This window comes from Bacillus sp. AK124, from assembly GCF_053903085.1.
This window is the reverse complement of record NZ_CP096378.1, coordinates 3,161,411-3,184,939: the sequence shown is the minus strand read 5'-3', so window position 1 is coordinate 3,184,939 and position 23,529 is coordinate 3,161,411. Positions and strand designations below refer to the sequence as shown.

The window sequence follows — 23,529 nt, the reverse complement described above, 5'->3', positions numbered from 1 at the left end:
GGAATGGGGAAGCCTTTTTTCGCCATCTTCCATCATCAGGATAAACCATCAGTTTTCTTCGCGGAATTTCTTCATAAAGGCCGCCAGCTTTTCGCAGTCTTCAACAGATACGGCATTGTAAATCGAAGCGCGGCAGCCTCCGACCGAACGGTGTCCGCCAAGCCCTGACATTTTTTCTTCCTTTGCCTTTGCGATGAATGATGCTGTCAGCTCATCATTTTTGAGCGTAAAGGTGACGTTCATGTTTGAGCGGCTGTCTTCTCTCGCATGGCCGCGGTAGAATCCGCCGCTTTCGTCGATCGCGTTGTATAAAATACCGGCCTTTTCTCGATTGCGTTTCTCAATGGCATCGAGGCCGCCTTTTTCCTTGAGCCACTCCAGCACGAGAGACAGCATATAAATCGCAAAAGTCGGAGGGGTATTGTAGAGAGAATCCGCTTTGGCATGTGTTGAGTACTTCAGGATTTTGGCAACTTGCTCGTTTTCTTTGCCGAGCCAGTCTTTTTTCATGATGACAACGGTCACCCCTGACGGTCCGAGGTTTTTCTGAGCGCCGGCATAGATGATGTCAAATTGGGAAACATCGATTTTTCTGCTTAAAATATCGCTGGACATATCAGCGACAACCGGAATCGGAGCGTCAGGGAACTTTTGCCACTGCGTTCCGAAGATCGTGTTGTTGGAAGTCAGGTGGAGGTAAGCACCGTCTAGCGGAATCTCCGGTACTTCGGGAATATAGCTGTACGTATCTTCTTTACTGGACGCGATGATCGATGTGTTTCCGAAGAGCTTCGCTTCGGCGAGCGCTTTTTCAGACCAGGCGCCTGTCATTATGAAGTGCGCCGTTTTGTCTTTGGAGAGGAAGTTCATCGGAATCATTGAGAACTGAAGGCTTGCTCCGCCTTGCAGAAACATGACTTCATAATCATCAGGTATGTCCATCAGTTCCTTTAACAGAGCTTTCGCTTTTTGATGAACGGCGTCATACTCTTTGCTGCGGTGGGACAGCTCCATCACGGACATCCCCGCACCGTTGAAATCAAGAAATTCGTCTTTCGCCTTTTGCAGTACTTCTAAAGGCAGTGCTGCCGGTCCTGCGTTAAAGTTCGTTGTACGTATCATCACAATCGCTCCCTGTTCATGTATAAAAATATAAAACCATCCTAACATAAAAGGTTCCGGTTATACATAAAAAATTTGAATTGTGTGAAATATAGAACAAAGTCTATTTAGTCGTGCCGGGCGATCTGATAAATGTGGAGTTTTTTTGAACGAAAAAAAGACGCCGGCAGCTGCCGGCGCCCTTGGACAATGTCTCGATTACAGGTGCTTGTTGATGGAAGCTGCAATGTTCTGCAAGTCTTCCGGTGAATAGTCGTCCGCATGTGTTTTCCAGACGGCTCCGAATCCGTCTCCTTTGCCGTAGCGGGGGATGATGTGCATGTGATAGTGGAAGACGGACTGCCCCGCTTTTTCGCCATTGTTATTCAGAAGGTTTAAGCCGATCGGCTCGTATTCGTCTTTGATAGCTTGGGCGATTTTCGGAACCGCTTCAAAAAATTCCCTTGAAACATCAGGTGTCATTTCGTAAATATTGGTTTTATGAACTTTTGGAATCACAAGCGTATGCCCTTTTGTGACTTGGCTGATGTCGAGAAAAGCCAGTACATGTTCATTTTCAAATACCTTTGCACAAGGGATTTCTCCGTTTATGATTTTGCAGAAAATACAGTCGCTCATACTTTTCCTCCTTTTTCCATCAGGGAAAGGTTATGTATAAGCAACATATTACCACAATTTGCGCGAAAACACGAAAAACAGGATGAACGGCTCCAACGTTCACCCTGCCTGAAGAAGGTACGCTTTAACGAAGAAACGTTAACTGCCTTTTGCAAGCACCCCATTTTCGTCAAAATGAAAGCTTGTAACGCCTATACATTTCCTGCGACAAACACCTCATTTGATCGTCACACCTTTTTTATATGACGGAGATGTCAAATAAAGCAGGTGCTTTCTCAATTCAGTGGATGAAAGAAATTTCTAAGCTTGACATGTTTCATACTCAGGAACTCTTGCCGATTTTGTCTTTGACAAACACCTCATTCGCCAGAGTTGATAAGCTTTCCCTTCTTCAAGAATTAGAATGTCCTGATGCGCATTCGATTATTCGTTTTATTTTAAGGCCGAAAAGCGGGAGGGAAAACGTTTCAAATACATTCTTGTTTTTGGTACTATTAAGAAAAATGCAGGAAAGGAACGAACGTATGTCACTACTGACTGTTAATGAGTTAACTGGAGGGTATACAAGAAACCCGGTGCTGCGCGATGTTTCATTTGCGATTGAACGGGAGCAGATCGTCGGGCTGATCGGTTTGAACGGAGCGGGGAAAAGCACGACGATCCGGCATATCATCGGCTTAATGGAACCGCACAAAGGATCGGTTGAATTGAACGGCAAAACGTTCATGGACGATCCGGAAAGCTATCGTTCCCAATTTACGTTTATTCCGGAAACGCCGATTTTATATGAAGAGCTGACATTGAAGGAGCATTTGGAGCTGACGGCGATGGCGTATGGCCTTTCGAAGGAAACGTTCGAGAAAAGGCTTCCGCCGCTTTTGAAAGAATTCAGAATGGAGAAGCGCCTGAAATGGTTCCCTGCCCATTTTTCAAAAGGTATGAAGCAGAAGGTTATGATCATGTGCGCTTTCCTTGTCGAACCCGACCTGTACATTATAGACGAACCGTTTCTCGGTCTTGATCCGCTGGCGATCAATGCCCTTCTCGAGCGGATGAACGAAGCGAAGAAAAACGGCGCGGCCGTTTTGATGTCGACGCATATTTTGGCAACGGCAGAGCGGTATTGCGACTCCTTCATTATTCTTCATAACGGCGAAGTGCGGGCGAAAGGAACGCTTGATGAGCTCAGAGAGCAGTTTTCGATGGAAGAAGCGAGCCTCGACGACCTGTATCTTGAACTGACGAAGGAAGAGAGCTATGAATAGCATTCTGGGGATTTGGAAGACAAGAATTGAGGAGTATGTCAAAGAAACAAGATCATATTTGAAATACATGCTGAATGACCACCTTGTCATCGTCATGATTTTTTTCCTTGCAGGAGCTGCGAGCTGGTACAGCAAATGGCTGAAAGAGATGCCCGAAGGTTTTCCCGCCTATTGGGTGATGGCCGTCATCTTTTCGTTCATTTTGACAGGCTCATACGTCCGCACGCTAATTAAAGAAGCGGATCTCGTCTTTTTGCTGCCGCTCGAAGCAAAGATGGAGCCGTATTTTCAGCAGGCTTTCCGATTCAGTTTGTTGACGCAGCTTTTTCCGCTGGCCGCCGCGGCCCTCGCTTTGGCACCGCTCTATTTTGAAGCGAGCGGCCAGGCATTTTCCGCGTACTTCATCTTGCTGATTCAGCTGCTCGTCTTAAAAGGATGGAACACAGCGATGCAATGGCGGATGACGTTTTTCGGCGAAAAAAACATGAGGGTCACCGACTGGATTGTCAGACTGCTTCTCAACACGATCGCGATCTATTTCGCTTTAGCGTCTTCATACGGATTTGCAGCAGCTGTCTACCTGATCATGGCCGCTCTGTATGTGTATTTTAAAATGATCGATAAGAAAAAATCGTTTAAATGGGAGCTGCATATTGAAGACGAAATCAGAAGAAAGCAGCGGTTCTACAGAATTGCGAACCTATTCACAGACGTTCCCCATCTTAGAAAGCAGGCGAAAAGAAGAGCATATCTCGATTGGATGCTCCGGTTTATTCCGTATGAACAGCGCCGGACATTTACATATATGTACGGAAGGGCCTTTATCAGATCAAACGACTATTTCGGTATCGTCGTCAGGCTGACCGCAATTTTTGGTATCATCATCGCTTATTTTTCGACATATGAGTGGGTTTCTGCGGCGCTCATCGTCTTTACCGTATTCATTACAGGAATTCAGCTGACACCGCTGTTTGATCATTTTTCACATTTGTCCTTGCAGGAGCTTTATCCCGTCAAAGCTGCAGAAAAGCGGAAGAGCTTTTTCGGTCTGCTTCACATTGTTCTGAGCGTCCAGGCGCTTGTTTTGTCTGCCGTTGCCGGAGCCATGATGCAGTGGACCGGGATGCTTGCCGGACTGGCCGGCTCCGCATTGCTTATATTTGTAATTTTGAAGCCTTATTTCAACAGCAGATTGAAGAAAAATGCCAAGAGATCATGAATCCTTTTCTTTTTAAGCAAGTATGATGAAAGAAGAGGTGAGAGGCGCATGAATGAAAACCAGCTTTATTTGGAGGAAGCGATCCGCTGGAAAATGAAGTTTCTCAGAAAGCCGTCGATGGCTGAGCGGATGTCGAAAGGCGTGCAGTCGAAAATCAACGCCCGCATTCCCGCCAAAGTTCATAAAGCGATAACAGAAAGCATTAAAAAGATGGTCGAGGCCACTTTGCTCGGCTCGAATTTGACGACTTTTGACAAGAAAACAGGCGCGCTTTCGCTAAGGGAAAAAGATGAGCTGGCTCAGAAGACGATTGCCCAGTATCAAAAGGCGGCTGCCGTTGAAGGGATCGGAACAGGCGCAGGCGGGATTTTTCTCGGACTGGCGGACTTTCCGCTTTTGCTCGGCATCAAAATGAAATGCCTGTTTGAATTGGCGTCGATTTACGGATACGATATCAAGGAAAAAGAAGAGCGGATGTTTCTTCTGTATATTTTTCAGCTCGCCTTCTCAGGGGAAGCTCACCGAAAAGAAATTTTCCGTATGATTGAACATTGGGAAACCGAAAAGCGCGAAATCGATTGGCTGGCATTTCAGCAGGAATACCGGGACTATCTCGATCTTGTAAAGCTGTTTCAGCTTGTGCCGGGCTTCGGCGCGGTCATAGGCGGAACGGCTAACTATAAGCTGCTTGGGCATCTTGGGGAAACAGCGAGACACGTTTTCCATATGAGGTTGATACATGAGACAGCCGGATATTGATGATCCGGCTGTTTTTTGCTTTTTTGGTTGTTACATTGCAGGCGTTTCGCGGAGCGACTGCTCTTTCTCCTGATAGGAGACAGCGGCATTTGCCAGCACCTTGGCTGCGATCAGCAGCGCTTTTTCATCAAGATCGAATTTCGGATGGTGGTGGGGAAACACCGCGTCCGGATTTTCAGGACGGGCGCCTGTAAAGAAAAATGTCCCTTTGACGCGCTCTAGGTAGTAAGCGAAATCTTCCCCGCCCATTTGCATGCCGCTTTCCTCAACGTTTTCGACGCCTTCTGTCTGTTTAGCGATTTTTGCGAGAAAAGCCGTTTCTTCCGGATGATTGCAGACAGGCGGATAGCCCCTTTCGAAGGAATAGTCACAGTCAGCGCCATGCATGCCGCATATACCTTTTGCAATCTGTTCAATTTCGTTTTCAATCAAGGTGCGGATTTCATCATTGAAGGAACGCGCCGTCCCGATTAAAACGGCTTTATCAGCGATTACATTAAAGGAGTTTTCGGCAACAAATGAACCTATCGAAACGACTGCCGGCTGAGTCGGATCGAGCCTGCGGCTGACAATCTGCTGGAGTGAAGCGACGATCTGCGATCCGATCAACACGGCGTCTTTTGTTTTATGAGGCTGTGCGCCATGCCCGCCTTTGCCTTTAATCGTAATCGTAAAACGGTCCGCAGCGGCCATGATCGGTCCTGTTCGATATTGAACGGTTCCCGTCGGCTCAGTAGCCCACAAATGGGTTCCGAAAATCACGTCAACACCGTCAAGACAGCCGTCTTCAATCATCGGCCTGGCTCCGCCCGGGGAATATTCCTCGGCGTGCTGATGGATGAGGACGATCTTTCCTTTTAAACGGTCGGCATGTTCGTTCAAAATTTTCGCGAGGACGAGCAGGGTGGCCGTGTGCCCATCGTGTCCGCAGGCATGCATCACTCCCGGCACCGTCGACCGGTAAGGCACATCTTTTTCATCATGAATGGGCAGCGCGTCAAAATCGGCTCGAAGCGCAATGACGGGGCCGGACGATCCGCCTTCGATGTGCGCGAGAACACCGCCCCCGCCGACATTGGTGCGGATAGGAATACCGAGCGCTTCATAGTAAGAAGCGATAAATGCGGCTGTTTTCTTTTCTTGAAAAGAAAGCTCCGGGTGCTGATGAAAATGACGCCTCAATTTGACCATTTCATCGTAGTGTGCATCAAGCTGCTCATTAATTTGTCGGATGAATGCGGATGCGCTCAAAAAAATTCCTCCTTTTAGGAATGACAAGTTTTTATAATTTTATGACAACTGAAGCCGCTATTCAACCTTGCTGTCACGTTTTATAGAAGAAAAATGGCGGCAATCGTTGTGACAGTTAATCCGGCTGCTACAGGAATAAAGTTTTTTCTGGCAAGATCGAACGGGTCCACTTTACAAATCGCTGCTACCGGAATGAGCGCCCATGGCACAAGCGTACCGCCGCCGACCCAAATGGCTGAGATTTGGCCGAGTGCGGTCAGAACGGCCGGGTTGCCGTCAACAGCCGCAGCAAACATCGAAGCAGCTGATCCGGCTAGAGATATTCCTGAAAAACCAGAGCCGTCAAGACCGGTCACCGCTCCCGTGACAGTGAGCGCCACTGCGGCGAGCTCTGGAGAGAGCGGGACGCTGTGGGCAAAAGCTGAACCGAGGTCCTGCACGATCCTATTAGAAAAACCGGGTATCTCGGCTGTCAGTACTTTTTCGAAACCCGCGTCGCCCAAGTAAAAAAAGGCGGCGATCGGAATGACGGGGGCAAACACTTTAAAGCCGAACTGAAATCCGCGAATGAAATAACCGGTGATTTTCTCAAGACGACGGTGTTTGTGGACGATAAAATGAATGAGAATCATGACGAAGACAGCTGTTCCTCCGACAAGCGCCGTCGCTTCGTCTCCTTGCAATTCCAGGATCAGCATCGCGGCGATATCCCCTAAAAAAATGACCGGAATCATCAGTGCGAGCCATTTTCTTGGGGCTGGGGGAAGAAGCCATTCAGGCTCGCTTTGCCGCCGCTCACTGTTTGCGGCTGCTTGATTGTCTTTCTCTTTCCTGAGCATAAAAAAGGCTGCCGCCGTTGTCGAAAAGCCCATGATCAGGACGAGCGGAACGCTTGCAGACATCACTTCTGCAACGGACAGTCCGGCTGCATCTCCGGTCAATTTAGGCGCCGCCTGGATGATGTAATCGCCTGATAGAGCGAAACCGTGGCCGAATAAATTCATGGCGCACGCTACCGCTATCGGGGAGAGGCCGGCTTTCAGCGCGGCAGGCAGGAGGACGGCGCCGATCAATGCGACAGCCGGGGAGGGCCAAAAAAATGAAGAAATGATAAACATTAAAGCTCCGGTGATCCAATAGGCCAAGGCAGGACCTTTCATCCATTTGGCGATCGGAGTGACCATTGCTTCATTAACGCCGGTCTTTGCCAGCAGTTCGCTCATCGAAACGGTAAAGCAGATGATGAAAATGGTCGGGAGAAGTTCTCCGGCGGCGTAGATTAAGCTGTTGAACAGGCCCATCACAGAGGCAATGGCAGAATGGGTCGCCGCTAATGAAATGAAAAAAACCCCGGCAAGCGATATAAAGGTGGTATCAAGACGAAGAAGCATAAATGCAAGAATTGCAGCGATAAAGCCCAAATATATAAAGTGAACGGACGTTAATTCAATTTCCATTTCCCGATCCCCCCGTTAACATAGCCTCATACAGCTTATTCCTGGGCTGTCAGAGTGTGAAGGAAGGGCTCATTTCCTCGGAAATAAAAAACTGCCTTAAAAGGCAGTTATTCGACAGAATGATACGAAGAAATATAGGATGGGCGGGAAAAAATCGTTCCGCCTTGGTTGATTCCAGCTGAAGATTCCTTCTTTTGATGGGCTTCGCCGAACGATTTGGAGCTTTTCCAGTCCTGAAACGACTGTTCTGTGTCCCACAGCGTCAGTACGATATACGTATCGCTGTCTTTCGGCCTCAGCACCCTGAGGGCTTTAAAGCCAGGCTGATTTTCGATTTTTCCGGCTCTGTTTTTAAAACGGGTTTCGAAAAGCGGTCTTCCTTCCGGTGTGACAGGGATGTTGTTGAGGACGGCGAATCCGGAATGTTCCAAAGTTCCCGACTGATCGATGATTTCGTAGCGGTGAGGAGAATGAAAGACGCTTTCTCCGTCGGTTTCGTGAAAGAGAATGGCGGAATCGTGGCTTTTCATAAATAACATGTTTTCAAGACCGTGCTGTTTGGCGAGCTTTTTTAAAAACTCGACAGTTCCGTATGTAATGTAAAAATTCAATTTTATCACCCCTTTTTGATAGTATAACAAAAGGACGATTTAAAATTCTATCTATTACCCGCTATAAATGCTGCAACATAATTTGAAGAAAAAATTCCCATACTAGCTATAGAAAGGAATGAGGTGACCATATGAGAAAGAGATTTTTCATTCCAATCATCATTACAGCGGCGATATTCCTTTTATCGTTAATCGGATATATTACGATTTTGTTTCTGGGGGATTATGTGATTGATGAAAAGAAACTGATTTTCCATGCTTCTTCTAAAATCGTCGACCAAAATGGAGAAGAAGTCACAAGCCTCTATACTGAAAATAGAAGACCTATTTCAATTGCCGAGGTGCCGGACGGCGTAAAAAATGCCTTTATCGCGGTTGAAGACAAGCGCTTTTATGAGCACCACGGCATCGATTTTAAATCCGTGAGCCGTGCGGTCTATAAAGATATATTAGCGGGAGGAAAAGTGGAAGGTGGAAGTACGATCACCCAGCAGCTCGCAAAAAACACTTTTTTGACACACGACAAAACGTTTTTAAGAAAAACGAAAGAAGTCATAATCGCGATCAACTTGGAGCGGGACTACAGCAAAGACAAGCTTTTGGAAATGTATTTGAACCAGCTTTATTTCGGGCACGGCGTCTATGGAATCCAGGCGGCTGCAAACTACTTTTTTAGCAAAGATGTGAAAGACTTGACGGTCAGTGAGGGAGCGGTGCTGGCTTCCATTCCTAAAGCGCCGTCCACGTATTCTCCCATTCTCAATCCGGAAAAAAGCCGTGAGCGGCGCAATGTCATTCTCGGCATGATGAACGAGCAGGGATATATCAGCTCAAAGGAAACCGTCAGAGCCCAAGGCAGCACATTGGGCCTCCACGTGAAAGAAAAATCAAAAAATCCGTGGCTTGACAGCTATATTGATCTGGTCATGAAAGAAGCGGAAGACAAATATTCGATTTCGAGTGAACAGCTTCTTCAAGGCGGATACACAATCAGTGTTCCGCTCGACGTTTCGATACAAAAAGCGGCTTACACGCTGATGAAGCAGGACGGCTATTTTCCCGGAACAGACAATAAAGCTGAAGGGAGCGCCGTTTTTATCGATAACCGGACAGGCGGCGTAGTGGCCGCTCTCGGAGGTCGGGAATACGCTCCGAAAGGCTACAACAGGGCAACAGCCCCGCGTCAGCCGGGTTCGACTTTTAAACCGCTTGCCGTTTACGGCCCCGCTCTTGAAGAAAAGCGGTTTAAGCCGTACTCCATGCTTGAAGATAAACAGCTGTCATACGGCGGCTACTCGCCGAAAAACTATGACGGCCAGTACGAGGGCAAGGTCTCTATGGTGGATGCGCTGACCTACAGCAAAAACGCGCCTGCCGTATGGACGCTAAATGAGATCGGAATCGAAACGGTGAAGCCTTATCTCAGCCGCTTGGGCATGAACGTGCCGGATGAGGGCCTGGCATTGGGGCTGGGCGGCTTAGAGAAAGGAGTGTCGCCGCTTGAGATTGCCGGGGCATACCGGACCTTTGCAAATTCAGGACAATACACCGAGCCGTTCTTTATTAAAAAAATCACGGACGAAAACGGGGATGTCATATTCCGCCGCGAGGAAAAATCAGAAAAGGTATTCAGCAAACAAACCGCTTGGAACATGACGCGAATGCTAGAGGAGGTCGTGAAAAGCGGAACGGGAAAAGCCGGTGATTTTTCCGGAGAGATTGCAGGAAAAACGGGCTCGACCACGTATACCGGAAAAGAGGGCGGAACAAAAGATGCCTGGTTTGCGGGGTATACGCCCGAAGTGACGGGAGCTGTCTGGATGGGCTACGATAAAACGGATGAATCCCATTATTTAAAAGGCGGCAGCGCTTATCCGACAAGGCTGTTTAAAGACATTTTAAAACGCTCCAACCATAAGCCTGAACGATTTAAGGCGCCTGAAGGTGTAAAAGATCTGGACAGGCCGATCCGCCTCGAAGATTTGGAAAGTGTTAAAGCAGACTATTCCTTTACGCCGATGGGGCTGATTACGGTGTCATTAAAATGGCATGAACAAGAGGATAAAAGGGTTGAATACCGAATATATGAAAGGAAAAACGGAAAAGAAACGCTCATTGATACGGTTAAGGGGAAAGGAAGCTATTCAATCCCTTATGCAAACATCTTTTCCAATGCTTCCTATAAAATTGTTCCGTACAATCCGCAGACGAAAACAGAGGGGAAAGGGACTGATTATATCGAACCGAAAGTGTTTCCTTCGGGTCATTAGGTACCCGAAATTCATCAATTTCTTGAACAATAAGTCTCATGAGTATACCGTTCAATAAAAAAACGGTATATTGGAAGGAGTAATTTTGCGAACGTATGGTTGCAGCTTGAAAGGTGGATATCATGATGAAAAACGACAAGGCTTTTAATGACACATTCTTAAAAGCGTGCCGAGGAGAAAAAGCCGCCCATGTACCGGTATGGTACATGAGGCAGGCTGGAAGATCACAGCCTGAGTACAGAGCGCTCAAGGAAAAATACGGACTGTTCGAAATTACGCATCAGCCCGAACTGTGCGCTTACGTGACAAGGCTCCCCGTCGAACAGTACGGTGTCGATGCGGCAATACTTTATAAAGACATAATGACACCGCTTCCAGGTATTGGCGTTGACGTCGAAATTAAAAACGGCATCGGTCCTGTTATCGATCAGCCGATCACATCTCTCACAGATGTTGAAAAACTTGGCGAACTCGAGCCGGAGGAGCATATACCATATGTGCTGGAGACGATCAGACTCTTGACAGAAGAACAGCTGAACGTTCCGCTGATCGGTTTTACTGGGGCACCGTTTACACTGGCCAGCTATATGATCGAAGGCGGCCCGTCCAAAAACTACAATAAAACAAAAGCGTTTATGTACAGCCAGCCTGCTGCATGGGACCTCTTGATGAAAAAGCTCGGGAAGATGGCGGCTGTATACGTCAAAGCCCAAATCCGCGCCGGTGCCAAAGCCATTCAAGTGTTCGATTCCTGGGTCGGCGCGCTGAATATCGGTGATTACTGCCGCTATATCAAGCCGACGATGGACATTCTTTTCAAAGAGCTGAAAAAAGAAGGCGTGCCGCTGATTATGTTCGGGGTCGGCGCAAGCCACCTCGCGACTGAATGGCACGATCTTGACCTTGACGTCGTCGGGTTGGACTGGCGGATGAGCGTGCAGGAAGCCAGGGATAAAGGGCTGACAAAAACGCTTCAGGGGAATTTGGATCCTTCGATCCTCCTCGCCCCGTGGGAAGTCATTGAAGAGAGGACGAAAGCCATTCTCGATCAGGGCATGCAGACGGACCGGTTTATTTTCAACCTCGGTCACGGGATTTTTCCCGAAGTGAGTCCTGACACACTGAAAAAATTGACGGCATTTGTTCATGAGTATTCCGCCTCAAAAAAATCGAGCCTGATGACATGAGCATTTCAGTTGGTCTTTTCAATATAAACTGTCAAAATACGTATAGATCATGATCTTTAAAGAGGTGTTCACGTTGGGTAAAAAGAAAATGGGGCTTCTTGTTATGGCGTATGGGACGCCTTACAAAGAGGAAGACATTGAACGTTATTATACACACATCAGAAGAGGCAGGAAGCCTGAGCCTGACATGCTTCAGGACTTAAAAGACCGCTATAAGGCGATCGGCGGAATTTCTCCGCTTGCAAAGATCACGCAAGAGCAGACGAAGCAGCTGGAAAAACGCTTAAACGAGCTTCAGGATGATGTGGTATTCAAGTCATATATCGGTCTCAAACATATCGAACCTTTCATCGAGGATGCCGTTCAGGAGATGCATAAAGACGGGATTACAGAAGCCGTCAGCATCGTGCTTGCGCCCCATTTCTCCACCTTCAGCGTACAGTCGTACAACAAGCGGGCGAAAGACGAGGCTGAAAAGCTCGGCGGATTGTCGATCACATCGATCAACAGCTGGTATGATGAGCCGAAATTCATCGCATATTGGGCGGATCAAGTGAGAAAAATCTATGACGAAATGCCTTCGGAAGAAAGGGAAAACGCCGTCTTGATTGTATCGGCGCACAGCCTTCCCGAAAAGATCGTCGAAATGGGTGACCCATATCCTGAACAGCTTAAAGAATCAGCGAAGCTGATTGCCGAAGCGGCGGGTGTAAAAGATTACGCCGTCGGCTGGCAAAGCGAAGGAAACACCCCTGATCCGTGGCTTGGGCCGGATGTTCAGGATTTGACCCGTGACTTGTCAGAGCAAAAAGGGTACAGCGCTTTTGTTTATGCTCCCGTCGGCTTCGTAGCTGACCATTTGGAAGTTCTTTATGACAACGATTATGAATGCAAAGTCGTCACAGACGATATCGGAGCAAGCTATTACAGACCTGAAATGCCTAACGCAAAACATGAGTTTATCGATGCTTTAGCAGATGTTGTATTAAAACAATTGGAGAAAGAACAGTAAAGAAGGCGATTGTAAATGAGTGGAGAACGCAGGCAGATTGTCATCATCGGCGGCGGTATTACCGGATTGGCCGCCGCCTTCTACTTGGAGAAGGAAATCAAAAAGAACGATCTCCCGGCCGAAGTCACGCTTGTTGAAGCAAGTCCGAGACTGGGCGGAAAGATACAGACGGTACACAAAGACGGCTATGTGATTGAACGGGGGCCGGATTCATTTTTGGAACGGAAGCAAAGCGCACCTCAGCTCGTGAAGGATCTCGGGCTGGAGCACTTGCTCGTGAACAACGCGACAGGCCAGTCTTATGTTCTTGTCAGCGAAACGCTCTATCCGATTCCGGAAGGAGCTGTGATGGGGGTGCCGACAAAAATCGGACCTTTTCTGACAACCGGCTTGTTTTCCTTGCCGGGGAAGTTGAGAGCCGGAATGGATTTGCTGCTTCCAGCGAGCAAGCCGCAGGAAGACCAGTCGCTCGGAGAATTTTTCAGAAGGCGTGTCGGCGGTGAAGTGGTGGAGAACCTGATCGAACCGCTTTTGTCAGGCATTTATGCCGGGGACATTGACCGCCTCAGTCTGATGTCAACTTTCCCGCAATTCTACCAGACAGAACAGAAGTACAGAAGCTTGATCATCGGGATGAAAAAATCGCGCGGCGCCCAGAGCGCCAAAAAGCCTGCGAACAAAAAGAAAGGCCAGTTCCAGACGGTGAAAACCGGCCTGCAGACGATTGTTGAAGAACTGGAAAAGCAGCTCGATATCACAAAGGTTTATAAAGGCACAAAGGTCGTCAGCATTGAGCGCGCGGGCTCGGGCTACAGCATGAAGCTTGACAACGGCAAGGTGCTTCACGCTGATTCGGCCGTAGTCACCGCTCCCCATAAAGCAGCTGCCGCGATGTTTCCAAAAGCGGATTGGCTGAAGGGTTTAGAAGATATGGTGTCAACATCTGTCGCCAATGTGGCGCTCGGATTTCCGGAAGAAGCCGTCCAAATGGAGCATCAAGGAACAGGCTTTGTCATTTCAAGGAACAGCGACTTTTCGATTACGGCGTGTACTTGGACAAACAAAAAATGGCCGAGCACAACGCCTGAAGGAAAAGTTCTGTTAAGAGCTTATGTGGGGAAAGCCGGCGATGAGTCCGTTGTCGAACAGTCAGATAACGAAATGGTGAAAATCGTCCTCGACGATTTAAGGCGGATTATGAAGATCGACGGCGAGCCGGAAATGACCTGCATCACAAGATGGCATGAAGCGATGCCGCAATACCATGTCGGCCATAAGAAAAGAATGAAAGAGATCAGGGAAGGGTTACAGGCGTCATATCCGGGCGTTTTCATGACGGGGGCCTCTTTTGAAGGGGTCGGCATTCCGGATTGCATCGACCAAGGCAAGCAGGCCGTAGCCGATGTACTCTCACACCTTTTCGAATAAAGAAGAGCAAATAAAGCTGTCCGAATCCATTCGGCGGCTTTTTTTATTTCACTCTTTTTACAGCTTTCATCATTTTAAAGTTTGTTTATGGAAAAGATAACATTTAAATTATTGCATTTTATATTCAGGTGTGTTACATTACTTTTTGTACTTACTGACCAAAATGTTCAAATAGTCAATTTCGGGGTGAGAAACCGTGAGCAAAGATCGAAAAGCACTGATTTTAGAAGCGGCGACAAAATCGTTTACACAATTCGGCTACAAAGCGACGACGATGGATCTGGTGGCGAAGCTTGCCAATGTCGGCAAAGGTACGATTTATACTTTTTTCAAGAATAAAGAGGAACTGTTCGACGACATTTTTTCTTCGCTTCTGATTGAGATGAAGCAAACGGCTGATCAAGCGATTGATCCTGATCTGCCTTTTCACGAAAATGCCCATCGCGCGATGATGGCGATATTGGAGTACAGAAAGAAGCACCAGCTGACCATTAAGATCTTTCAGGAAGGTGCGGAGCTCGGCACACCGGCGGCCCGCGAAGTGATTGAAAAGCTGGAACGCATGGTCATCAGCTATATTAAGAGAAAGATTAAAGAAGCGATTAAAAATGACGATATTAGACCGTGTGACCCCGAGCTGAACGCGTTTGTCATCTTCAAGCTTTACATCGCGCTCATCTTTGACTGGGAAAAAAACCATGAACCGCTGAAAGATGAAGAGTTGGCAGAGATGCTGAAAATGTATATTTTAAAAGGATTATCTCGTTAGATTGTCCTTTCTTTGTTTAAAGGGGTGCTTATCCGCATAGAGAGCGGCTACTAACTAGGAGGCGTATCAACATGAATGTTTTCAAAAACCAGTGGAGAGAACTGATAACCAATAAAAAACTACTGATATCCGTGATCGGGGTTCTCTTTATACCGCTGATTTACAGCAGCATATTTTTGGCGGCGTACTGGGACCCATACGGAAACGTCGATCAGCTCCCCGTAGCGGTTGTGAATTCCGACAAGGGAACGACATATGAAGGAAAAGACCTTCACATCGGCGACGACCTTGTCAAAGAACTGAAAAAAAACGATAAATTCGACTGGCATTTTACGACGAAGGAAAAAGCGCTGAGAGGCTTGCAAAATGAGGAATACTACATGGTTGTAGAAATTCCTGAATACTTTTCGAAAGATGCCAGCACGGTGATGGATAAACATCCGAAAAAGCTGAATCTGATTTATCATACAAACGCCGGACGAAACTATGTCGGCGCCCAGATCAGCGATAAAGCGATTGAGCAGCTTCAGCATTCAGTCGGTTCTGAAATCACGCAGCAATATGCTGAAGTCATCTTTGACAATTTCGGCAAAATCGCAAAAGGTCTCGGTGAAGCCAGCGAAGGTGCCGGAAAACTGGATAAAGGACTGAAAGATGCGAAAGAAGGAAGCGAAAAGCTGAAAAAGAACCTTGAAAAGCTTGCGAAAAGCCAAATTCAGTTCAACAAAGACGGAATGGAGAAGTTCGGCGCGGCATTCAATACGCTGAACGACAAAATTCATGAACTTGATTCAGGGCTTGCGCAATTTTTAGAAAAAAGCGGCCAGCTGCACAGCGGTGCTCAACAGCTCCAACAAGGCATGCCTCAGATTGTGGCGGGATTGGAGCAGATGAATGAAAAAGCACAGATGATAAGCAAACTCGAAGAAGCCATTTCAAATGAAAAGATTCAGCAGCTTGAAACGGCACTTTCAAACGCCGAAAAGGCGAAAAAAGAAATCAGTCAGATTTCAAAAAATATTGATGAGCTTGAAGCGGCATTGAAAAACCAGCACAGTGAAGTCAAACAAATTATTGAATCCAGCAACATGCTGACACAAGAACAGAAAGCCGCGCTTATGAAACAAGTCGATGAAAAAATGGGAACGGTGAAGCTGCCTGAGTTTGACAAGTTGAAAGCGCAAATTCCCGATGTAAGCGAACTTCCCGATTTATCCGGGCTGAAACAGAAGCTTGAGGAATTGAAGCGAGTTCCTTCGGATGTGAACAAGCTTTATAAAGGATCGCAAAAGATTCAGCAAGGGCTCGATGCGCTGACAAACGGTTTGGGTGCTTACAACGAAAAATTCGTGGAGGCGAAAAGCGGATCATCCAAAATCGCCGAAGGCAGCCAGACGTTAGTCGGGAAGTTCGGCGATCTGCAAAGCGCGGCTGATAAACTGAAAGACGGTTCTTCCAAGCTTGCAGAAGGGGCTAAATCTCTTGATGAAGGTCTTGGCAAGCTGTCTGACGGAAGCGGGGAGCTGTTTGACAAGCTGTCTGACGCTGCCGATCAGACCGGCGATATTCAAGCGGGAGACGAAAACTACAATATGTTCTCAGATCCCGTCGATGTGAAAGGCGATAAAATCGATCCGGTTTCCAACTACGGAACAGGATTAACCCCGTATATTTTGTCGCTCGGCTTATTTGTCGGTGCATTAATGATCACCGTCGTCTTTGATGTGAAAGAGCCGGCCGTCCGGCCTGAATCAGCTTTCGGCTGGTTTATGAGCAAATTCAGCGTACTTTTTGCAGTGGGGATTCTTCAAGCGGCGATCGCCTGCACGATCATTCTCTCTGGCATCGGGCTTGAAGTGCAAAGCGTCTGGAGATTTTATGTGTTCAGTATGATCATGAGCATTACATGTCTTGCGATCATTCAATTTTTGGCTGCGACCATGGGAAATCCGGGACGTTTCATTGCCGTCATTCTGCTCGTACTTCAGCTTGGAGGAAGCGGAGGAACATTCCCTCTTGCACTTGTTCCTAAGTTCTTCCAAGTCATCCATTCCGCACTGCCGATGACCTACAGCATTGCGGGATACAGAGCGGTGATTTCAAGCGGAGACTACGCGTATATGTGGGAGCAGGCTGCCGTGCTCGGCGGTGTTGCGATCGTCATGATGGCCTTGACGCTGATTTATTTTAAAGTGCTGCTGAGAAAAGGAAAAGTTGAAGAGCAGCACGCATAAAAGAAAAACATCTTTTCAAGCCCGGCAAGGGCAAGAAAAGATGTTTTTTTTTGAAATCAGGAAGCTGGCGCGCCCCATTTTACAATCAGTCCCGTATATGTAAGACCCCCGCCGAAACCGAACAGAATCAAGGTATCGCCCTCTTTCAACTTTCCGTTTTTGACGGCTTCATCAAGGGCGAGAACGATTGATACGGATGAGGTGTTGCCAAACCATTCGACGCTCGTCAGCGCTTTTTCGAGTGAAATTCCGGTTTTTTCGCAAATTGATTCGACCATTCGCAAATTCGCGCTGTGCGGGACGAACCAATCGATATCTTTCAGCTCCATTTCAGCTTGGATAAGCAGCTTTTTGACGCCTTCGGGAATGGATCTGACCGCCCATTTATACACTTCGCGGCCGTTTTGAACCATTTTTCCTTCACCTGAGAGCGGCTCCCCTTTAAGGTCGCTGCGCAAGCCGGTTCTGTATAAATGGCGGGCTCCGTCACCTTTCGTATCCTGGGTAAAAGTAATAAAGCTTGGGGAATTGTCGTCCCGTTCGACAAGCAGGGCGCCCGCGCCGTCGCCGAACAAGATGCAAGACGCGCGGTCTGTGTAGTCGGTTGTTTTGGATAAGGTTTCACCGCTGATCACAAGAATTTTTTTATGCAGTCCGGAAGTGATCAGGCCGTTGGCGATATGCAATCCGTATGTTAATCCCGCGCAAGTCGCATTTACATCCACCGCGCCGACTTCTTTCCATCCGAAGTGCTCCTGAACCTGGCATGCCGTGCTTGGAAAAGCATAGTCCGCCGTTGTGGTAGAGACGATGATCATGTCAATATCGTCCAGCGTGCCGTTGTATCTGCTTTGTAGATTTTCAACGGCCTTTATGCAAAGATCTGATGTGAATTCGTGACTTCCTGCGATTCGCCTTTCTTTCATTCCTGTCCGCTGAACGATCCATTCATCAGAAGTATCGACGATTTTTTCAAAGTCTTTGTTTGTCATGCGCTTTTCGGGAACATAGGTGCCGATGGCGGAAATTCGCGCTTTTGATAAAGTTTTCATGAAGTTCACTCTCCTTTTTTTTATTATAACACCTAGTATTAGTATCTGGTACTAAAATATTGATCTGATGTATACTATAAACATCACAAGTTGGGAGGAATGAACAATGTCAGGACAGAAAACGCTGGAGCTCATCAAGGAGCTCGTCTCCATCCCGAGCCCTACCGGAAATACGTATGACATCATAGACTATATCAATCGCCTATTACAGGAAGAAGGAGTCGAAACAAAGTTTAACCGTAAGGGCGGCCTGATCGCGACGATACCGGGCCGCGACAAAGCCCGGCACCGGATGCTCACCGCTCATGTCGATACCCTCGGAGCGATGGTGAAAGAGATTAAGCCGAACGGAAGGCTGAAAATTGACTTAATCGGGGGGTTCAATTACAACTCGATTGAAGGCGAGTATTGCAAAATTGAAACAGCATCAGGGAAAACTTACACCGGCACGATCTTAATGCATCAGACATCAGTGCATGTTTACAAAGACGCCGGAAAAGCCGAGCGGAACCAGAAGAATATGGAGGTCCGCATTGACGAACCGGTCCGCAGTGAAGAAGAAACCCGGGCACTCGGCATCAATGTCGGTGATTTTATCTCCTTCGACCCGCGCGTTGAGATCACACCGAGCGGGTTTATCAAATCGCGTCATCTTGATGATAAAGCAAGCGTCGCCCTCCTTATTGAGCTGATCAGAACGATCAACACAGAAGGGATGACACTGCCTTACACAACACATTTTTTAATTTCCAACAATGAAGAAATCGGTTATGGCGGCAACTCCAATATCCCGCCTGAAACGGTGGAATATTTGGCTGTTGATATGGGAGCGATCGGCGATGGGCAGTCAACCGACGAATATACGGTATCCATTTGTGTGAAGGATGCCAGCGGGCCATATCACTACGGGCTTCGCAAGCGTCTGACCGCTCTTTGTGAAACATACGGAATCGAGTATAAGCTTGATATTTACCCGTACTACGGCTCAGATGCTTCAGCAGCCATCAGAGCGGGCCATGATATCGTCCACGGGCTGATCGGCCCGGGAATTGACGCATCCCACGCGTTTGAAAGGACGCATCAGTCGTCCTTGGAGCAGACGGCAAAGCTGCTGTATCATTATGTCCTGTCTGACATGGCATAAAAAAGCTCCCAAAGGATCCCGGTCCCTTGGGAGTAAAAAAAGAGTGGAAGTCATCCATCCGTAGAGGATGGCGTTTACTTACCAGTAATCATAGTGTTTTTTCTTTTTGCAGTGATCAAAGTGGTCAAACTTCTTGTAGTCATAGTCATAATCATACTTCTTATAGCATGGATAATAGTAGTAATAATAGTAGTAGTAGTATTTCTTGCAGTCGTGGTCTTTCTTGTGGTAGTCAAAGTCATAATCTTTCTTGCAATGGTCATGGTAAAAATACATTAAACTTCCCTCCAGTTTTCTTTTCTAATTTAACTACAGTACATCGTATGTAAACGAAAGGAAGTTGTTTGGACAGGTTTCTTGAGCAAATTGCATATTTTTAAAAAAACGTATGTTTCTCCAAAAGCGGGAAACATACGTTTTTTTGCGGGCTGTCAGCCGGACATTTTCATATCTGCCGGCTCCCTTTGATTTAAGACGGTCTGTCCTTTAACGGCGTCATATTCACCTTCCCATTTTGACATGACCACAGCGGCAAGAGCGTTTCCGGTCAGGTTGACGACCGTTCTCGCCATATCCATAATCCGGTCGACTCCGGCAATGAAGGCCAGCCCTTCAGCAGGAACGCCGATCGTGCCCAGAGTCGCGAGAAGAACGACGAATGATGTGCCGGGAACGGCAGCCATTCCTTTAGAAGTGACCATCAGGACAAGGATGAGCGTGAGCTGCTGCCCAATGGACAGATCGATGCCGTAGACCTGCGCCAGAAACAGCGCCGCGATTGCCTGATACAGGACAGAGCCGTCAAGGTTAAATGTGTAGCCGATCGGAATGACAAACGACACAATGCCTTTCGGACAGCCGATTTTCTCCATTTTTTCCATGACGCGCGGAAGCACAGTTTCAGAGCTTGATGTACTGTATGCAAGAAGAAGCTCATCTTTCATATAGGCCAAAAATTTAAATATATTGATACCGCACAGCTTGCCGACGATCCCAAAAATGACAATCAGGAAGAAAGCAAGAGCAAGATAGACAAGCAAAACGAGCTTTCCCAATGATAAAAGCGAAGAAAAACCAAATTTTGAAACCGTTACACCAATTAAAGCAAAAACGCCGAACGGCGCGAATTTCATGACGATGTTCACGACGTGGAACATGGCTTGAGACGTTGCCTCAAAAAAGGAAAGCACAGGCTTGCCTTTTTCGCCTATGGCTGACACTCCGAGTGCGAACAGAACAGTGAAGCAAATGATCGCAAGCAGATCGCCTTCAGCGAGCGATTGGAAAAAGTTTGTCGGCACAATGTGCAGGAACGTGTCTGCGACAGATTTGGTGCTTGCCTCTTTTTCTGTTTCTACATATTGGCTGATATCCTGTTTTTCAGCACCAGAAAAGTTTACGCCGTGTCCAGGCTGAATGATATTTCCAAGGAGCAGTCCGAGCACGATCGCAAAAGTCGTAATGATTTCAAAGTACAGAATCGTCCGAAAACCGAGCCTGCCGACCTTTTTTCCGCTGCCGGCCCCTGCAACCCCGACAATCAAGCTCGAAACGACAATAGGAATCACAATCATTTTGATTAATCTTAAGAACAAATCACCGACGGGCTGCAGATACGTTGCGACCGCAGGGTTTCCGAACCAAATCGCTCCTGCTGCAACACCTAAAATCAGCCCGAGGAAAATTTGTGTGGCTAATCCGAATTTAAGTCTTTTCATAGATGCCCTCCCAACGCATGCTTAATTTATACTAGAATATTAAACTTGAGATCGTAAATTAAGTATAGCGAAAGAAAATACAGCTCGTCCATTAAAAAAATAACGTCTGAATATATTGAAAATTCAAATATGAGATGATCATCCCAGCTTAAATTCAAATCGGGACGTTCATCGGTGTATATTTCCCTAAGTGAAATAGTAAAATGTTATTAAAATAATGAATTTTGACAAGAATCTCTCTCTTTATAACTAACTTTATGACAAAAAAACGCCCCGGGGAGATCCGCCGGGGCATTTTTTAATGACGTCTATATATCTTTTACATTTAAGCATTTAGAGCAAGTGTTTCCGTAGCATTCGTGCTGCTCATCAATATCGTGGCCGCATTTTGAACATTTTTTGGAAGGCAAATTTCTGAAGAACTCGGTGATTTTAGCGAGCATGTTGATTCCCCCAATTCGTTTGTTGTCATCATTGTATTATAACAGTATCCAGGAAATCAATGTCTGTTTTATGACAAAATATAAAACATGCAATTTTTAAGAAAAATGGGTATATTGAATAGGGGGACGATAGACACAAAAAAGAGGTGTGTATATATGAAGATGACAGTCATCGGCTGCTGCGGAGGATTTCCGGCTGCAAATGAAGCGACTTCAGGCTATCTCTTTCAATCCGGGGATTATTCCGTTTTAATCGACTGCGGCAGTGCCGTTTTATCGAAGCTTCAGCTGTTTCTGCCCGTTGAGGAGCTTGATGCCGTTATATTATCCCATTATCATCATGACCATATTGCGGATGTCGGCCCTTTGCAATTTGCCAAACTGGTCGGCTCATTCCTCGGCAAGGGAGCGAATGCCCTTCCGATATATGGACATCCTTTTGATGAAGAGCAGTTTTCAAAGCTTACATATAAAACGCATACCGCTGGATTGGCCTATGATCCGAAAGAGTCTTTGGCAATCGGACCGTTTACGTTCACGTTTTTAAAGACGGTTCATCCTGTTGACTGCTTTGCTATGAGGGTGACGGACGGTGTTCATTCTGTCGTTTATACAGCCGATTCGAGCTTTCAGGAAGCTTTCATCCCGTTCAGCGCAGGAGCCGATCTATTGATCTCGGAGTGCAATTTTTATGCGGATCAGGATGGGAGAAGCGCCGGTCATATGAACAGCCTCGAAGCGGGACGCATCGCTGCAGAAGCGGGTGCGGGACATCTGCTCTTGACACACCTCCCGCATTTCGGGGAACATCAAAAACTAGCAGAAGAGGCCAAAACCATTTATAAAGGCGCGGTTGATCTGGCGCACACCGGTTATGTGTGGGGAGAATAGAAGGAGGAACTGACAAACATGCTGTTTATCGATAATCAAAATATTACAGATCCGAGGATCAACTTGGCGATTGAGGAGTACTGCTTAAAGCACCTCGATCCTGAAGAGACGTATCTGCTGTTTTATATCAACCAGCCGTCGATCATCATTGGCAAAAACCAAAATACGATTGAGGAAATCAACACAAAGTATGTGGATGAAAACGGGATCATTGTCGTTCGCAGGCTGTCAGGCGGCGGAGCTGTCTACCATGACCTCGGGAACTTGAACTTCAGCTTTATTACGAAAGACGACGGCAACAGCTTCCATAATTTTAAGAAGTTTACGGAGCCCGTTGTGGCCGCTTTAAAGCGGCTTGGCGTCGATGCGGAGCTGAGCGGCCGAAACGACTTGATGGCAAACGGCCGGAAAATTTCGGGAAACGCCCAGTTCTCAACGAAAGGGAGAATGTTCAGCCATGGCACGCTGTTGTTCGATTCTGAGATAGAACATGTCGTATCGGCTTTAAAAGTAAAAAAAGATAAAATCGAATCAAAAGGCATCAAATCGATCAGGAGCCGGGTAGCCAATATCAGCGAATTTCTCGATCAGAAGATGACGACAGTGGAATTCCGAAGCATGCTTCTCCGCTATATTTTTGATACCGAAGGGGAAATACCGGAGTATAAGCTGACTGAAAAAGACTGGAAAATCATCAATCAAATTTCAAAGGAACGCTATCAAAACTGGGATTGGAACTATGGGAAGTCTCCGAAATTCAATCTTCAGCATTCAAAACGATTTCAAGCGGGATCGGTCGACATCCGCCTGGAAGTGCAAAAAGGCGTGATCTGCGAGTGCAAAATATTCGGTGACTTTTTCGGAGTCGGCGATGTCAGCGATATTGAAGAGAAGCTGACAGGCGTACAGTATGAAAGAAAAGCGATTGAAGAAGCCCTTCAAGGCGTCGACATCAAGCATTACTTCGGCAATATTCAAAAAGAAGAATTTTTGGATCTTGTCTACTAAAAGAGAGGCTGCGGTTTCCGCGGCTCCTTTTTAACTTGAGAGGAATGGAAGATATTTCCCAACAGCCCTTG

21 protein-coding genes are annotated in these 23,529 nt (G+C 47.0%); 12 read left to right on the top strand and 9 right to left on the bottom strand.

Features of this window, described 5'->3' with window-relative positions; genetic code table 11:
- Positions 1-48: 48 nt before the first annotated feature.
- Together serC and M1E06_RS16010 are read right to left on the bottom strand one after the other, a co-directional pair.
- A complete protein-coding gene (serC, locus tag M1E06_RS16015) occupies positions 49-1,122 on the bottom strand; it encodes a 3-phosphoserine/phosphohydroxythreonine transaminase (protein WP_020450800.1) in 1,074 nt (357 codons plus the stop codon).
- Between the two features lie 198 nt (positions 1,123-1,320).
- The gene (locus M1E06_RS16010) at positions 1,321-1,740 is read right to left on the bottom strand and encodes an HIT family protein (protein WP_020450801.1); all 420 of its coding nucleotides are present in this window, start codon (positions 1,738-1,740) and stop codon (positions 1,321-1,323) included.
- 524 nt (positions 1,741-2,264) lie between these two features.
- Here M1E06_RS16010 and M1E06_RS16005 point away from each other — a divergent pair.
- Genes M1E06_RS16005 through M1E06_RS15995 form a run of 3 tightly spaced genes read left to right on the top strand, consistent with a single transcriptional unit; the run spans position 2,265 to position 4,983 of the window.
- Positions 2,265-3,005, top strand: a complete 741-nt coding sequence (locus M1E06_RS16005; RefSeq protein ID WP_020450802.1) for an ABC transporter ATP-binding protein — start codon at positions 2,265-2,267, stop codon at positions 3,003-3,005.
- A complete protein-coding gene (locus M1E06_RS16000) occupies positions 2,998-4,224 on the top strand; it encodes an ABC transporter permease (RefSeq protein WP_020450803.1) in 1,227 nt (408 codons plus the stop codon). Before M1E06_RS16005 ends, M1E06_RS16000 begins: the two co-directional genes overlap by 8 nt.
- A gap of 48 nt (positions 4,225-4,272) precedes the next feature.
- A complete protein-coding gene (locus tag M1E06_RS15995) occupies positions 4,273-4,983 on the top strand; it encodes an EcsC family protein (RefSeq protein ID WP_003180270.1) in 711 nt (236 codons plus the stop codon).
- Between the two features lie 30 nt (positions 4,984-5,013).
- Here M1E06_RS15995 and M1E06_RS15990 read toward each other — a convergent pair whose 3' ends face one another.
- The 3 genes from M1E06_RS15990 to M1E06_RS15980 form a co-directional block, all read right to left on the bottom strand.
- Positions 5,014-6,174 carry a M20 family metallopeptidase gene (locus M1E06_RS15990; protein ID WP_164504584.1) on the bottom strand — a complete coding sequence of 387 codons (1,161 nt, stop codon included), beginning with the start codon at positions 6,172-6,174 and terminating at the stop codon, positions 5,014-5,016.
- 140 nt (positions 6,175-6,314) lie between these two features.
- Positions 6,315-7,691 carry a membrane protein gene (locus M1E06_RS15985; RefSeq protein ID WP_023856561.1) on the bottom strand — a complete coding sequence of 459 codons (1,377 nt, stop codon included), beginning with the start codon at positions 7,689-7,691 and terminating at the stop codon, positions 6,315-6,317.
- 107 nt (positions 7,692-7,798) lie between these two features.
- Positions 7,799-8,302 carry an antibiotic biosynthesis monooxygenase family protein gene (locus M1E06_RS15980; RefSeq protein WP_023856562.1) on the bottom strand — a complete coding sequence of 168 codons (504 nt, stop codon included), beginning with the start codon at positions 8,300-8,302 and terminating at the stop codon, positions 7,799-7,801.
- Between the two features lie 131 nt (positions 8,303-8,433).
- Here M1E06_RS15980 and M1E06_RS15975 point away from each other — a divergent pair, with 131 nt between their 5' ends.
- The 6 genes from M1E06_RS15975 (at position 8,434) to M1E06_RS15950 (ending at position 17,202) form a co-directional block, all read left to right on the top strand.
- Complete coding sequence (locus M1E06_RS15975) at positions 8,434-10,572, top strand: transglycosylase domain-containing protein (RefSeq protein WP_023856563.1); 2,139 nt, start codon at positions 8,434-8,436, stop codon at positions 10,570-10,572.
- A gap of 125 nt (positions 10,573-10,697) precedes the next feature.
- Entirely contained in the window at positions 10,698-11,759 is a 1,062-nt protein-coding gene (hemE, locus tag M1E06_RS15970) for a uroporphyrinogen decarboxylase (protein WP_059231189.1), read from the top strand.
- 73 nt (positions 11,760-11,832) lie between these two features.
- The gene (gene hemH / locus M1E06_RS15965) at positions 11,833-12,771 is read left to right on the top strand and encodes a ferrochelatase (protein ID WP_003180282.1); all 939 of its coding nucleotides are present in this window, start codon (positions 11,833-11,835) and stop codon (positions 12,769-12,771) included.
- A 15-nt stretch (positions 12,772-12,786) separates the two neighbouring features.
- Positions 12,787-14,199, top strand: coding sequence for a protoporphyrinogen oxidase (gene hemY / locus M1E06_RS15960; protein WP_023856566.1), 1,413 nt, complete (start codon positions 12,787-12,789; stop codon positions 14,197-14,199).
- A 196-nt stretch (positions 14,200-14,395) separates the two neighbouring features.
- Positions 14,396-14,968: a TetR/AcrR family transcriptional regulator gene (locus M1E06_RS15955; RefSeq protein ID WP_003180287.1), complete on the top strand. Its 573-nt coding sequence runs from the start codon at positions 14,396-14,398 to the stop codon at positions 14,966-14,968.
- Positions 14,969-15,039: 71 nt separating this feature from the next.
- Positions 15,040-17,202 carry a YhgE/Pip domain-containing protein gene (locus tag M1E06_RS15950; RefSeq protein WP_105980852.1) on the top strand — a complete coding sequence of 721 codons (2,163 nt, stop codon included), beginning with the start codon at positions 15,040-15,042 and terminating at the stop codon, positions 17,200-17,202.
- A 56-nt stretch (positions 17,203-17,258) separates the two neighbouring features.
- On the opposite strand, the gene M1E06_RS15945 is transcribed toward M1E06_RS15950, so the two are convergent.
- Complete coding sequence (locus M1E06_RS15945) at positions 17,259-18,254, bottom strand: ketoacyl-ACP synthase III (RefSeq protein WP_003180291.1); 996 nt, start codon at positions 18,252-18,254, stop codon at positions 17,259-17,261.
- Positions 18,255-18,360: 106 nt separating this feature from the next.
- Here M1E06_RS15945 and M1E06_RS15940 point away from each other — a divergent pair, with 106 nt between their 5' ends.
- The gene (locus tag M1E06_RS15940; protein WP_016886430.1) at positions 18,361-19,398 is read left to right on the top strand and encodes a M42 family metallopeptidase; all 1,038 of its coding nucleotides are present in this window, start codon (positions 18,361-18,363) and stop codon (positions 19,396-19,398) included.
- Positions 19,399-19,476: 78 nt separating this feature from the next.
- On the opposite strand, the gene M1E06_RS15935 is transcribed toward M1E06_RS15940, so the two are convergent.
- The 3 genes from M1E06_RS15935 to yhfH form a co-directional block, all read right to left on the bottom strand.
- Positions 19,477-19,674, bottom strand: a complete 198-nt coding sequence (locus tag M1E06_RS15935) for a hypothetical protein (RefSeq protein ID WP_003180298.1) — start codon at positions 19,672-19,674, stop codon at positions 19,477-19,479.
- Positions 19,675-19,829: 155 nt separating this feature from the next.
- The gene (locus M1E06_RS15930; protein WP_003180300.1) at positions 19,830-21,116 is read right to left on the bottom strand and encodes a cation:dicarboxylate symporter family transporter; all 1,287 of its coding nucleotides are present in this window, start codon (positions 21,114-21,116) and stop codon (positions 19,830-19,832) included.
- A gap of 308 nt (positions 21,117-21,424) precedes the next feature.
- A complete protein-coding gene (yhfH, locus tag M1E06_RS15925) occupies positions 21,425-21,559 on the bottom strand; it encodes a protein YhfH (protein WP_003180302.1) in 135 nt (44 codons plus the stop codon).
- A 156-nt stretch (positions 21,560-21,715) separates the two neighbouring features.
- Between yhfH and M1E06_RS15920 the strand changes: the two genes are divergently transcribed.
- Both M1E06_RS15920 and lplJ read left to right on the top strand, forming a co-directional pair.
- Positions 21,716-22,450, top strand: a complete 735-nt coding sequence (locus tag M1E06_RS15920; protein ID WP_048350511.1) for an MBL fold metallo-hydrolase — start codon at positions 21,716-21,718, stop codon at positions 22,448-22,450.
- 18 nt (positions 22,451-22,468) lie between these two features.
- On the top strand, positions 22,469-23,458 hold the full coding sequence (gene lplJ / locus M1E06_RS15915; protein ID WP_020450815.1) for a lipoate--protein ligase LplJ: 990 nt from the start codon (positions 22,469-22,471) through the stop codon (positions 23,456-23,458).
- The last annotated feature ends 71 nt before the right edge of the window (positions 23,459-23,529 follow it).